Source organism: Pseudomonas sp. NFACC16-2, assembly GCF_900119205.1.
Taxonomy (GTDB): domain Bacteria; phylum Pseudomonadota; class Gammaproteobacteria; order Pseudomonadales; family Pseudomonadaceae; genus Aquipseudomonas; species Aquipseudomonas fluorescens_Q.
In genome coordinates this window covers 635,124-648,347 of sequence record NZ_FPIX01000001.1, presented here as the reverse complement: position 1 = coordinate 648,347, position 13,224 = coordinate 635,124, and the positions used below count along the sequence as shown (strand labels likewise).

The following is a 13,224-nucleotide window of genomic DNA, read 5'->3' as shown; positions in this document are numbered from 1 at the left end:
CTGAGTCGGCTCGCTCCCACAGGGGTTTCATTTTGTTTTATACATTGCCGTCACTGCCCCAACCCCTTGAGAAATTCCCGATACAGCGCCGCGGTTTTCCCCGGTCGCTCGACCATGGGCATGTGGCCGATACCGTCCCAGATTTCCACCCGCAAATCGGCAATGCCCTTGCTCCACACCGGCACGCTGCTGACGTCGATCAGACGGTCCTTGCGCCCCCAGAGTAGCAGCGAAGGGGCGCGGATGTCGGCCAGGTGCGGTTCCATCGGTGGGCTGGCGCGAAAATCGACGAAGATCTCCGCCAGTTCATCGCGGCGCTGTTCGTAACGTTCGGCCATTGCCGCCAGCACCACGCTGGGCACCCAGGGCGGGGAGGCCATGGTCATTGCGTAGAACGGCGCGAAATCGTCCCGCGAGTCGACGAGGAACGGGTTATGCCCGGCGGCCAGGTGGCGTTCCATGTCGCTGGCCTGGGGGGCGGTGACACCGGCCGGATCGATCAGCGCCAGGGTGAGCACGCGCTCGGGCGACGTGGCCGCCAGCCATGCGGCGAGGTAACCGCCCATGGAATTGCCGATCACATGGACCTTGTCCAGGCCGCAGGCGTCGAGCAACTCGATGACCCGCCGGGCCTGGGTCGGGATGTCATAGCCGCCGCCGGCCTTGAAGCCGGTTTCGCCATGGCCGGCCAGGTCGGGCACCACTACCCGGTAGTCGCCGACAAAATGCCGGGCGAAGCGTAGCCAGAGATTCTTGTCGGCGCTATAGCCATGCAGCATCAGGATGCTGCCGGACGCTTCATAGGGCCCGCCTTGCCAGGTCGAGACGGTCATCTCGCTGATGGGGACGGTGATCTTGTGCAACCGGTAGAGACGTGCCTCCAGCGCCATGCCCATGTCGTACAGCACATGGCCGATGCCTGGATACGTCAACCAGCTCCAGGCGATAAACACGGCAAGGACTACCCACAACACCAACATGTTTTGCCCTCCATGGGTCAGGAAAGAATGTGATCGGCCAGTCTGAGCCGACGGGTCAGATACTCTTAAGTGAAGCTGAAACCCGAGGACATCGCGATGACATGGCGCATTTGCTTTGCTACTTGCTATGACAGCCGCCGGATGACTCATGTATAGCCAAAATCCGCGGCAGGGCCCGACATTTGAAGGCGAATAAATAGCCCTTCATTCAGTGGTGGCTATTTGATGCTGCCCTGATAGACTCCAAGCTACCCCCCGTCCCAATGACTTGGGAAACCCGCGGTGCAGAGGTTCCTATGCAAAAAACGGGAAAAAAGGGACGGACGCTGGCCAGGAGGCTTTATATATCGCGCATTCTGGGCCTGACGCTGGGGTTGCTGCTGGTGAGTGCTGCCATCTTTCCTCTCGAACCGGCGTCGTGGGTCTGGGGTTTCATGCTGTTCAATGGCCTGCTCTGGCCACACTTGTCCTACTGGTGGGCCCGGCGTAGCTCGATGCCCTACCACGCCGAACACCTCAATTTATTGATCGATGCGGTGCTTGGCGGCTTCTGGGTCGCGGCAATGCAGTTCAACCCGCTGCCCGCGGCCGTCACGCTGGCGATGATGGCGATGAACAATGTCGCCATCGGTGGCCTGCGTTTCCTGCTCATTGGAGCCTTGGCCCAAGTGGCCGGCATTGTCGTGGGCGTGCTGATCTTCCCGCTTGCCAGCGTGCCCATGACCAGCCCGGCGCAGATCTATGCGTGTTTGCCGTTGCTGTGCCTGTATCCGATGGCGCTGGGTTGGTTCTGCTATCGCCAGGCCTACACCCTGGGCCGGCAAAAGCGCGAATTGCTGGCCCTGAGTCGCACCGACAGCCTGACCGGCCTGCTTAACCATGGCGCCTGGAAAGATCGCCTCAACGAGGAGTTCCAGCGCTGCCAGCGTCACCCGAATGACGGGGCAGGGCGCGGCGCGATTGCGCTGATCGACATCGATCACTTCAAGGCCATCAATGACACCTATGGCCATGTCGCCGGCGACGTCGTGCTGCGCCAGCTTGGCAAGATGCTCAAGCAAAACCTGCGCGCCGCCGATGTGGTCGGGCGTTATGGCGGGGACGAGTTCTGTGTGATCCTGCCGGACCTGACGCTTCACAACGCCGTGCAGGCCATGGACGGGTTGCGCGAGCGCTTCGCGACGCTCAGCTATGAACAGAACCCGGCGCTGAAGGTGAGCCTGAGTATTGGCCTGGCGGCCTTCAACCCGGCTTATGGCGATGCCACCCATTGGCTCAATGATGCCGACCAGGCGCTTTACGAGGCCAAGACCGGCGGGCGCGACCGAGTCACTTGTTTCCGGCATCGGCAGGTGTCGGAGGAATCGGTCATGTCTCCCTGAGGTGGCCACCTGCGGTCTAGAGCCTTGACCCATTGTCGGGTAGGGTGCCTATGGCACTCTTTCGATACGGAACAAGGATGAAATCATGAGGATGACCGCTCTTCGCTCCCGTCTGGCCGTCAGTCTTGGCCTGAGCCTGGCCCTCGGCGCCTTCGCCCCCGGTGCTTTCGCACAGCCCCATCAACAAGTCCTGAGCGACGCCGAACAGTACAAGGGCGAGGCCCTGAAACTGCTCGAGCGGTTGGTGAACATCGACTCTGGCTCAGGCTATGTACCAGGGTTGACCCAGGTCGGTGATATTGCGATCGATGAGTTGACAAAGTTGGGCGCCACCATCGAAAAGGTGCCTAACTCGGACGGTACCCAGCACATCCTGGCGACCCTCAAGGGCACCGGCAAGGCAAAAATCCTGCTGATGGCCCATATGGACACGGTGTTCAAGGAAGGCTCGGCCGCCGAGCGTCCCTTCCACATCAAGGATGGCCGGGCCTATGGACCGGGGGTGATGGATGACAAGGGCGGCATCGTCGCCGGGATCTACGCCTTGAAGGTGCTCGAGAACCTGGACTTCAAGCACTACGCGCAGATTACTTTCCTGCTCGACGCCAGCGAAGAAACCGGCTCGGATGCCGCCACTGACCTGATCAAGAAAACCGCCAAGGCCCATGACGTGACCCTCAACCTGGAACCGGGTCGTCCGGCCGATGGCTTGGTGGTGTGGCGCAAGGGCAGTGCCACGGCGCTGGTGGAGGTCAAGGGCAAGGCGTCCCACGCCGGTGTCGCACCGGAACTGGGGCGCAATGCGGCGATGGAAGCCGCGCACCAGATTCTGCAACTGGGCAAGCTTGGCGACGCGGAAAAGAAAACCACCATCAACTTCACGGTGATCAAGGCTGGTGACCGGACCAACGTGATCCCCGACCAGGCGAGCGCCAAGGCGGATGTGCGGGCGGCGGTGCCGGAAGAGTTCGACCGCATCGAAAAAGACCTGGCCCGCGTGTCGCAAGACAAATTGATCGCCGACACCGAAGTCACCACCAGCCTCAAGCGCGGCCTGCCACCGATGCCGCAGACAGCGGAGTCGGATCGTTTGATGGCCATGGCCCAACGCATCTATGGCGAACTGGGGCGCAAACTGACTGAAGAAGGCAGCGGCGGCGCGGCGGATGCCAGCCTGTCGGCCGGGGTCGGCACGCCGACGCTGGATGGTTTTGGCATCGTCGGTGGCAACATCCATACGCCGGAGGAATACGCCGAAGTCGAGAGCGTGGTGCCAAGGATTTATTTGTTGTCGCGGATGATCATGGAGTTGGCGGGGCGGTAAAGCGCTATGTCGTCCTGTAGGAGCTGCAGCGGCTAGCGCGCTTCGATCGTTCCCACGCTCCGCGTGGTAATGCCGCCAGGGACGCTCCGCGTTCCGCTTCTGGAAGGTGACACAGAGCGTGGGAATGATCAATTGGTGGATGCCCAGAGCAATGTGGTGCCTTGAGCCTTCCAGGTCGAAGGCCAGGTCGCTGAGCGTGGCGCTGGCCTAAGCCAGAGTTTCGCTGAGGTTGGCGAGTAGGGAATCGGTGTCGACACCGTTGATGACAGTGAAGAGTTGGCCGGGATCAGCCTCGGTTTCGATCGTTCCCACGCTCCTGCGTGGTAATGCCGCCAGGGACGCTCCGCGTTCCGCTTCTGGAAGGTGACGCAGAGCGTCACGGGATGCATCCCACGCAGAGCGTGGCAACGATCAATGGGGTGGGGCGGCTAGCGCGGTTCGACGTTGTGCCCGACCCTAAGGCGTACAAGCCGGCGGATTCTGACGTAGTTGTAGGTAATGGCGCAAGGCGACGGAGCTTGGTCCTACATCGAAATCAGCGGGATAAACACACGGCTCTTGTGGCGAGTGAGCTTGCTCCCGCTCGGCTGCGAAACAGTCGTAAAACCGGTGATGCGGTCCACCTGAAAGACCGCGTCAGTCCATTTTGGGGCGGCTTCGCCACCCAGCGGGAGCAAGCTCCCTCGCCACGGGAATGAAGTTTGCCGTGGGAGAGGTGTCCGGCCTTTGGACCCTAGTGAACCCAAACCTCCACCCGCCGATTCCTGATCCTTCCTTCATCTTCACTATTGGCCGCCACCGGCATCAGCGCGCCGAAGCCGCGCACTTCCCGCAAGGTCACGCCGTACTTGACCAGTTCACGTCGTACCGCCATGGCCCGCAGTTTGGACAGAAGATCCGCCCGCGCCGGGTCGTCCTTGGCGTCGCCGAAACCCACCAGCGTCACGCGGCGCTCGGTCTTGCCGTGTTTCTGGATGTAATCGAGCACCCGGCCCAGGTCCTGGTGGGCCTTGTTGTCGAGGCTGGCGCTGCCTTCTTCGAAGCGGAAATTCACCGTCAGGCGCTGGGCATGGCGGCTCAGGGCCTGGTAACCCTCGGGCATCAATGCATTCGGCGTGACGGCCATGGCCTGGACGGTTTGGGCGATGAACCCGTTGGCCGCGACGATGGCCTGGCCTTTGTCGCTTTGGGTGAACTCGACCAGTGCCGTGGCCCACGGGTTGGTTTCCCGGGGAGGTAAATAGAAGAACAGCCGGCGGGACAAGGGGTAGTCCTCGGTGGCGATCAGGTGGTTCAGCGGCAACATCGGTTGAGAATCACCGTCGGCAATCGCCAAGGCTTTGGCCTGGCGTACGTAAGGCAAACCGATGAAACCGATGCCTTGCGGGTCTTGGCTGACGGCGTCGGACAACTGTTCGCTGGATTCGAAGCGTCGCGCTGTGGGATCCAGCCGCTTACCGTGTCGGCCAAGCACCAATTCCTTGAAGGTATCGTAGGTGCCAGATTGTTCATCCCGGGCATACAGATGAATCGGCCCGCCAACGCCGCCCACCGCTTCCCAGATCTTTGCCTCGCCGCTGAATATTCGTGCCAGTTGCACGGTGTCGAGCTGACGCAACGGGTTTTGCGGATGAAGAATAATCGCCAGTCCATCGATCGCGATGACCTGCTCGGCCGTTGGACTTTTCAGATCGCCGAGGGACGATAATTCCTTCCGCTCGCTGTCCTTGATCGGCCGGGAAGAGGCCGCCAGGTCGGCGCTGGCCTGCTTGAGGGCGGCGAAACCGGTGCTCGAACCATGGGCCGCGATGTCGACTTCCACCCGTCGGCCATCGGCGCTCAGGCCGACGATGCGCTGCTCGTTGTCGCGCCCGGTGATTTCGCTGCTGACCTTGAGCAGGCCCTGATCTTCCAGACCAAAGCCGGCCCCAGCGCCGCGCCGATGGTATTGGAGCCTTGGAGGCGCAAGGCTGGGCCCTGTTCGGGAATGGGCAAATGGCCGGCCCATGCCAAGAACGGCAGCCAGAGGCCCATGAAAACCACAACACACAGCCGCATGCCGGCACCTTCTGAACCTGAGGAAGTGCCGGAAGATTAAGTCAGTCAGGTTACTGAAAGGTGACAGGGGGGCGACGGAGTACCCAAATACAATGTGGGAGCGAGCTTGCTCGCGATGACGGCGGCACATTCAAGACCAATGTGACGGCTGGACCGCTATCGCGAGCAAGCTCGCTCCCACAGGGGACTCGATCAGCTCAACTGCAACCAGATCGGCGCATGGTCCGACGGTTTTTCCATGCCCCGCAGTTCGTAGTCCACGCCGGCATCCTTGACCCGTGGCAGCAGGCCGTGGGAGGTGAGGATCAGGTCGATGCGCAGGCCGCGCTTGGGCTCGTCCTCGAAACCGCGGCTGCGGTAGTCGAACCAGCTGAAGCGGTCGGTGACGTCCGGGTTCAGGTGGCGGAAGCTGTCCACCAGGCCCCAGTTCTTCAGGCGCGCCATCCATTCGCGTTCTTCCGGCAGGAAGCTGCATTTGCCGGTTTTCAGCCAGCGCTTCATGTTGTCCGGGCCGATGCCGATGTCGCAGTCTTCCGGGGAGATGTTCACGTCACCCATCACCACCACCGGCTGATCGTTGCTGAAGCGGCTTTCCAGCAGTTGCTGCAAATCGCTGTAGAAACGTTCCTTGGCCGGGAATTTGGTCGGGTGGTCGCGGCTTTCACCTTGTGGGAAATAACCGTTCATGATGGTCACCGGCACGCCGTTGGCATCGGCGAAGGTGCCCCAGATGAAGCGTCGCTGGGCGTCCTCGTCGTCGCCCTCGAAGCCCTTGTACAGGCTCAGTGGCGCCTGGCGGGAGAGCAGGGCGACGCCGTAGTGGCCCTTTTGCCCGTGGTAATGCACGTGGTAGCCCAGGGCCTGCACCTCGGCCAGGGGAAATTGTTCGTCGTGGACCTTGGTTTCCTGCAGCCCGATCACGTCCGGCTGGTGCTTCTCGATCAGCGCCGCCAACTGATGGGGACGGGCGCGCAGCCCGTTGATGTTGAAGGAGACGATCTTCATGGTCGGCTGTCCTGGCAAAACTGCGATGCTAGCTGACATGTGGGAAGGGAGCCAGCGTGGCAGTAGGACAAATGCGCTGCTAATGTCTTTTGCGTGTAGGAACGATCACGACCCTATCGGGTTCGTACTCAATAAGAGCAGGGCCTCACCGAGCCTCGCCCCAGGAGATCCAACGCCATGCCCGAAACTGCAACCGCCATCGCCGACATCCATATGCTCGACAGTGGTTATTCCCGTGAAGCCCGTTCGTTGCTGTATCAGGCTTATCGCCACGAGCCGACCTTCAGCTACCTGTTCGAATCCGAGCGTCCCGGTTATGAACAGCGGGTACGGGCCACGGTGCGCGAGCTGGTCAAGCAGCATTTTCTCCAGGATTTGCCGGCCATCGGCTTGCTGGTCAACGACCGCCTGATCGGCATCGCCCTGATCGCTCCGCCGCAGCGGCGCCTGGGCATCACCGAAAGCTGGGCCTGGCGCCTGCGCATGGTCTTGAGCACTGGTTTTCGTTGCACCCGGCGCTACCTGGAATACCACGCGGCGGTGCTGGCCTGCCTGCCGTCGGATGCGGTCCATGTATTGCCTCTGCTGGGCGTGCACCCACAGTTCCAGGGCAAGCATTTCGGTGAACAGTTGCTCGAGGCGGTGCATAACTGGTGTGCGGTGGACGAGCATTCCCAGGGTGTGGTGCTGGACACCGGCAACCCACGTTACCTTGAGTTTTATAAACGCCAGGGTTATGAGGAAATCGGCGAAGTGGCGGTAGGACCGATCCGCGAGCATGTGTTCTTCCACGCCAACCCTCAGGTTCTGCAAAGCGCAACGGCATAGTCGGCCGAACTTTTGCGAAATGTCCGGCTCTATCAAGCACCTACGCTCGTGATAGCATCCGCGCCATGAACCTCCCAGGAAGAATGACCAGTGGCGCGCTCTTGCTGTCCCTCAGCTGCGTGGCGCTGGCAAACAGTGAATTGGAAGTACGGGTCAAGCCGTCCGACGATGAACTCAAGGCCAACGTAGAAGGTTACATCGGCGGTGTGGGTGATCGTGATGAGGAGGCCTTGCTGCGCTTCAGCCGTGGTGCCGAGGAGCAGGCGCGCAAGGCCGCCCAGGCGCTGGGCTACTACCAGCCGCAGATCGACAGCGAGGTCAAGGGCGGCAAGGACCCACGCCTGGTGCTGACCATCGACCCCGGCGAGCCTGTGCATTTGCGCAACGTCACCGTGCGCATTGACGGGCCGGCGGCATCGCTCAAAGCCTTTCGCGTACCCAGCAACGCCGCCCTCAAGCCCGGCGCGGTGCTCAACCATGGTCGCTACGAAGACGCCAAGCGAATCATCCAGAACCAGGCCTCGCGTTATGGTTTTTTCAGTGGGCGCTTCACTCGGCAGAAGCTGTTGGTTGACCCCCAGGCGGGCATCGCCGACATCGAACTGATTTACGACAGCGGCCCGCGCTATGCCTTGGGCCCGGTGAGTTTTGAGGGCGACACGCCGTTCGACGAAGACCTGCTGCAGCGCATGGTGCCGTTCAAGGCCGGCACGGCGTACGACTCCGAACTCATTGCAGAGCTCAACCAGGCCCTGCAATCGAGCGGTTATTTCGAAGGCGTCCGGGTGGATGCCGCACCGACGGCGGCCACCGACAACGTGATCCCGGTGGCGGTCAAGCTTGATACGCGCAAGCCGCGCACCATGGGCCTGGGCCTGGGGTTTTCCACCGATGTCGGCCCACGGGTCAAAGCCAACTGGACGCGCCACTGGGTCAACCCCCAGGGCCACAGTTATGGCTGGGAAGCGGAAGTGTCGGCGCCCCGGCAGAACGTCGGCTTGTGGTACGACGTGCCGCTGGATCCGCCGCTGACTGACAAGATACGTTACGCCGGTGGTTATCAATATGAAGAACTGGCCGGCACCGACAGCCTCAGCAAACTGCTCACCGTGGGCCCGGAATGGCACAGCAAGTTGCCCAGCGGCTGGCAGCGGGTGGTATCGCTCAAGTGGCAGCGCGAGGAATATCGCCTCGGCGACGATGCGGGCCTGAGCACATTGCTGATGCCGGGCCTCAGCTATTCCTACCTGCGCAGCGACAACCGCATCGATCCACACAACGGTTACCGCTTGCAGTTCGACACCAAGGTCGCCAAGGAAGGGCTCGGCTCGGACAACAATCTTTTATACGGCACCGCCATGGTCAAGGGCCTGACCACGGTGTTCGACAAGCATCGCTTGCTGGCGCGGGCGCAGATCGGCGGCAGCGCCACCAATGGCTACAAATCCATCCCGCCGTCCCTGCGTTTTTTTGCCGGTGGCGACCAGAGCGTGCGGGGTTATGACTACCAGAGCCTGTCGCCGGAAAATTCCGAAGGCGACCGTATCGGTGGTCGCTACATGGTCGCCGGCAGCCTTGAGTATCAATATTCCATCGCGGAAAAATGGCGAGTGGCGACGTTCATCGACCAAGGCAACTCTTTCAACAGCCTGGAACTGCCGAGCCTCAAGACCGGCGTGGGTGTCGGCGTGCGCTGGGTTTCGCCGGTGGGTCCGATCCGCCTCGACCTGGCCCATGCGATGGACGACGACGGCGGCATCCGCTTGCATTTTTCCATGGGGCCTGAGCTGTGACGCGTGGTTTGAAGATAACGCTGCTGGCGCTCGCCGGGGTGCTGGTGGCGGTCGTGCTGGCCTTGAGCGTGGTGCTGGGCACGGCATTCGGCAGCCGTTGGGCCCTTGGCCTGGTGCCAGGGCTGACCGTGGAGAACTTCCAGGGCCGGCTGGGCGGGCAGTGGAGCGCCGATCTCGTGCTGTGGCAGCAGGACGCCAGTCGGGTGGAGGTGGATCGGCTGATATTCGCCTGGTCGCCGCTGTGCCTGGCGCGCATGACCCTGTGCATCGAACAGCTCAAGGCCGACCAGGTCGCCTTGCAATTGCCTGCCTCTGCCGATGAACCGGGTAGCGGCCCGATCAGCTTGCCGGACCTGGACTTGCCGCTCGCCATCGAACTGGGCGATGTGCAGGTCGGCAGCCTGTCGTTCAACGGCAGCGAGCAGCTCAAGGGGCTGCAATTGGTTGCCCATTGGACCGCCGAGGGCATGCAGATCGATTCGGTGCAATTACAGCGCGATGAACTGAGCCTGAAACTCTCCGGCCTGCTGAAACCGGGCGGCGACTGGCCGTTGCGCGCCGAGGGCCGGTTGACCTTGCCGGCGCCGGGCAGCACGCCCTGGGCGCTGGACCTGAAAGTCGACGGCAACCTGCTCAAGACCCTCAACCTCAAGGCCGACAGCCGCGGTTACCTGCAAGGCCAATTGAGCGGTGAACTGCAACCGCTGGCGGACAACCTGCCCGCCAAGGTGCGCATCAGCGCCGACGGCTTCAAGGCCAGTGCCGATCTGCCGGACACGTTGTTGCTCAATCAGCTGGAATTGACCGGCGAAGGCGATCTGAAAAACGGCTATCAACTGCTCGGCAAAGCGACGCTGCCCGCCGAAAAAGGGTCGGTGGCGTTGTTGCTGCAAGGCACGGTGGACGCCAATGGCGCGCAGATCGCCGGCCTGGATCTGGATGCCGGTGCTCAGCAAAGCCTGAAACTCAGCGGCCAACTGGACTGGCGCGAAGGTCTGCGCGCCGAAGCGAAGGTTGCCTGGCTGGATTTCCCCTGGCATCGCCTTTATCCGCTGATCGATGAGCCACAGGTGACGCTGCGCAGCTTTGATGGCGAAGTCTCTTACACCGATGGCCAATACCTGGGCAACTTCCAGGCCGCGCTGGACGGACCCGCCGGGGCATTCAGCCTGGGCAGCCCGTTCAGCGGCGACCTGACGCAAATCCATTTGCCGCAGCTCAAGCTCGCGGCGGGGCAGGGCAAGGCCGAAGGGCACCTGAGCCTGCAATTTGCCGATGACATCGCCTGGGATACAGCGCTGCAACTGTCGGCCATCAACCCGGCGTATTGGCTTGGCGAACTGCCCGGGACCCTGGCTGGGCCGTTGCGCAGCAAAGGGACGATGAAGAACGACCGCCTCGATCTCGACGCGGACCTGGACCTCAAGGGCAAACTGCGTGGCCAGCCAGCGGTGCTCCAGGCCAAGGCCAGCGGCGCTGGCGAGCAGTGGATGCTCAGCGCGCTGGACATTCGCCTGGGGGATAACCGCATTAACGGCAGTGCCAGCCTGCAAGAGAAACTGACCGGCCAGATCGACATCAAGCTCGCACGCCTGGCTCAACTCTGGCCGCAATTGCGCGGCCAAGTCGTTGGCCGTGTCGACGTGGCCGGCACGCTCAAGGCCCCCCAAGGCAAGCTCGGCCTGCAAGGCACGCAACTGGCCTTCCAGGACAACCGCCTGCAAAGCCTGAACCTGGACGCGACCCTCGACAGCGCCCAGCGCGGCAAGCTCGACCTCAAGGCCAGCGGCATCCGCGTCGGCGAAACGTCACTGGGCGTGCTGACGGTCAGCGGCCAGGGCGATATCAAACAGCAGAAGCTCAACCTGGACCTGCAAGGGCCGCAGCTCGACACGACCCTGGCCCTCGATGGCGCGCTCGACCAGGGCAACTGGCGCGGGCGCCTGGCCAGCGGCGACGTGCAAGCCGGCGGCCAAGCCTGGCGGCTGCAAGCCCCGGCGAAACTGGAGCGCCTGGCCGATGGCACGCTCAACGTCGGCGCTCATTGCTGGCGTTCCTTTGATGCCAGCCTGTGCGGTGAAGACCAGCGGCTGATGCCGGAGCCTAAGCTGCGCTATCACCTCAAGCAATTCCCCATCGAAAGCCTGGCCCAGTGGATGCCCAAGGATTTTGCCTGGCAGGGCCGGCTCAACGCGGATCTGCAATTGGACCTGCCGGCCAGCGGCCCGAACGGCCGGGTCCTGGTGGACGCCAGCGGCGGTACTTTACGGATCCGGGACAAGGAGGGCGATAAGGCGCAATGGCTGGACTTCCCGTACCAGACCCTCACGCTCAACAGCCGCCTGACCCCCAAGCGCATCGACACCGACCTGAATTTCGCCGGCGCCAGGCTCGGCGAACTGATGCTCCAGGCACAAATCAACCCCATGCCGGCCAGCAAACCCATCAGCGGCTCGTTCCGCCTGACCGGCCTGGACCTGTCCGTGGCCCGGCCATTCGTGCCGATGGTGGAAACCCTCACCGGTCACCTGAACGGCAGCGGGACCTTGTCCGGTGGTTTGCTCGCGCCCCAGGTCAACGGCAACCTGGTGCTCAGCGACGGCGAAGTGTCTGGCCCGGAACTGCCGGTCAGCCTCGAAGCCTTGCAGATGCGGGCAACGATTACCGGCGAAGCGGTACAGCTCAATGGCAATTGGAAAAGTGGCAAGAGCGGGCAGGGCAGCCTGAACGGCAACATCGGCTGGGCCGACGCCCTGACCATGAACCTGGCCCTCAAGGGCTCGCAACTGCCGGTCACCGTCGAGCCTTATGCGGTGCTCGACGTGGCGCCCGACCTCAACATCACCCTGCACGGTGAGCAGCTTGCCATTGTCGGTAAGGTCCTGGTGCCCAAAGGCGAGATCACCATTCGCGAACTGCCGCCGTCCACCGTCAAGGTGTCGGATGACACGGTGGTCGTCGGCCACCAGATCGAAGAGGACAAGGCACCGCTGGCCATGGCGATGGACATCGACGTGATCGTCGGCCAGGACAAACTCGCGTTCTCGGGATTCGGCCTGACCGCCAACGTGCAGGGCCAGGTCCACATCGGCGACAACATGGACACCCGCGGCGAGCTCTGGCTCAGCGACGGTCGTTATCGGGCCTACGGGCAACGGCTGACGGTGCGACGGGCGAGGTTGTTGTTCGCCGGGCCTATCGACCAGCCCTACCTGGACATCGAAGCGATCCGCCAGACCGACGACGTGATCGCCGGCATCCGCTTGAGCGGCAGCGCCGAGCAACCGACCACGCAAATCTTCTCGGAACCGGCCATGAGCCAGGAGCAGGCATTGTCCTACTTGGTGCTGGGCCGGCCACTGAGCACCACCGGCGAGGACAACAATATGCTCGCCCAGGCGGCGTTGGGCCTGGGGTTGATGGGCAGCTCGGGCGTGACCACCAGCCTGGCCAATAACCTGGGGATCGAGGATTTCCAGCTCGACACCCAGGGCAGCGGCAATGCCACCAGCGTGGTCGCCAGCGGCAACCTGTCGGAAAAACTCAGCCTGCGCTACGGCGTTGGCGTGTTCGAACCGGCCAACACCATCGCCCTGCGCTACAAGCTCAGCAAGAAGGTCTACCTCGAAGCCGCAAGCGGCGTCGCCAGCTCGCTGGACATCTTCTACAAGCGCGATTTCTAACCTTTCCCCAACCCCTGTGGGAGCGAGCTTGCTCGCGATAGCGGTATGACATTCAACCCCTTCGTTGATTGACACACCGCTATCGCGAGCAAGCTGCTCCCACATTTGTCTTCCCACAGGTTTATCTGCGTTTTGGCTGTCAGTGCATAGCAAGCTAACTATTTAATTGAC

7 protein-coding genes and 2 pseudogenes are annotated in these 13,224 nt (G+C 62.5%); 5 read left to right on the top strand and 4 right to left on the bottom strand.

The window, feature by feature from the left end:
• Positions 1-50: 50 nt before the first annotated feature.
• Positions 51-980, bottom strand: a complete 930-nt coding sequence (locus BT116_RS02735; protein WP_072339780.1) for an alpha/beta fold hydrolase — start codon at positions 978-980, stop codon at positions 51-53.
• 296 nt (positions 981-1,276) lie between these two features.
• Between BT116_RS02735 and BT116_RS02730 the strand changes: the two genes are divergently transcribed.
• Both BT116_RS02730 and BT116_RS02725 read left to right on the top strand, forming a co-directional pair.
• On the top strand, positions 1,277-2,362 hold the full coding sequence (locus BT116_RS02730; RefSeq protein WP_072339778.1) for a diguanylate cyclase: 1,086 nt from the start codon (positions 1,277-1,279) through the stop codon (positions 2,360-2,362).
• An 85-nt stretch (positions 2,363-2,447) separates the two neighbouring features.
• A complete protein-coding gene (locus tag BT116_RS02725) occupies positions 2,448-3,686 on the top strand; it encodes a M20/M25/M40 family metallo-hydrolase (RefSeq protein ID WP_072339776.1) in 1,239 nt (412 codons plus the stop codon).
• 126 nt (positions 3,687-3,812) lie between these two features.
• Here the strand turns inward: BT116_RS02725 and BT116_RS31340 are convergent.
• From BT116_RS31340 to xthA, 3 genes and pseudogenes are all read right to left on the bottom strand, one after another.
• Positions 3,813-3,980: pseudogene (locus tag BT116_RS31340) on the bottom strand (DUF6124 family protein); the annotation flags it as partial.
• A gap of 439 nt (positions 3,981-4,419) precedes the next feature.
• Positions 4,420-5,744, bottom strand: a pseudogene (locus BT116_RS02715) (substrate-binding domain-containing protein).
• Positions 5,745-5,936: 192 nt separating this feature from the next.
• The gene (gene xthA / locus BT116_RS02710; protein ID WP_003203684.1) at positions 5,937-6,749 is read right to left on the bottom strand and encodes an exodeoxyribonuclease III; all 813 of its coding nucleotides are present in this window, start codon (positions 6,747-6,749) and stop codon (positions 5,937-5,939) included.
• Positions 6,750-6,926: 177 nt separating this feature from the next.
• On the opposite strand from xthA, the gene BT116_RS02705 reads away from it, so the two are divergent.
• The 3 genes from BT116_RS02705 to BT116_RS02695 all read left to right on the top strand — a co-directional run bounded on the left by BT116_RS02705 (position 6,927) and on the right by BT116_RS02695 (position 13,053).
• Positions 6,927-7,577 carry a GNAT family N-acetyltransferase gene (locus BT116_RS02705; RefSeq protein WP_003203682.1) on the top strand — a complete coding sequence of 217 codons (651 nt, stop codon included), beginning with the start codon at positions 6,927-6,929 and terminating at the stop codon, positions 7,575-7,577.
• A 65-nt stretch (positions 7,578-7,642) separates the two neighbouring features.
• Entirely contained in the window at positions 7,643-9,370 is a 1,728-nt protein-coding gene (locus tag BT116_RS02700) for an autotransporter assembly complex protein TamA (RefSeq protein ID WP_072339774.1), read from the top strand.
• The gene (locus BT116_RS02695; protein ID WP_072339772.1) at positions 9,367-13,053 is read left to right on the top strand and encodes a translocation/assembly module TamB domain-containing protein; all 3,687 of its coding nucleotides are present in this window, start codon (positions 9,367-9,369) and stop codon (positions 13,051-13,053) included. The genes BT116_RS02700 and BT116_RS02695 overlap by 4 nt, the downstream gene beginning before the upstream one ends.
• Positions 13,054-13,224 lie beyond the last annotated feature (171 nt).

Coding starts and splice junctions, on each gene's coding strand:
- BT116_RS02705 (WP_003203682.1), top strand. CDS start 6,927: ATGCCCGAAACTGCAACCGCCATCGCCGACATCCATATGCTCGACAGT.
- BT116_RS02700 (WP_072339774.1), top strand. CDS start 7,643: ATGAACCTCCCAGGAAGAATGACCAGTGGCGCGCTCTTGCTGTCCCTC.
- xthA (WP_003203684.1), bottom strand. CDS start 6,749: ATGAAGATCGTCTCCTTCAACATCAACGGGCTGCGCGCCCGTCCCCAT.
- BT116_RS02730 (WP_072339778.1), top strand. CDS start 1,277: ATGCAAAAAACGGGAAAAAAGGGACGGACGCTGGCCAGGAGGCTTTAT.
- BT116_RS02735 (WP_072339780.1), bottom strand. CDS start 980: ATGTTGGTGTTGTGGGTAGTCCTTGCCGTGTTTATCGCCTGGAGCTGG.
- BT116_RS02725 (WP_072339776.1), top strand. CDS start 2,448: ATGAGGATGACCGCTCTTCGCTCCCGTCTGGCCGTCAGTCTTGGCCTG.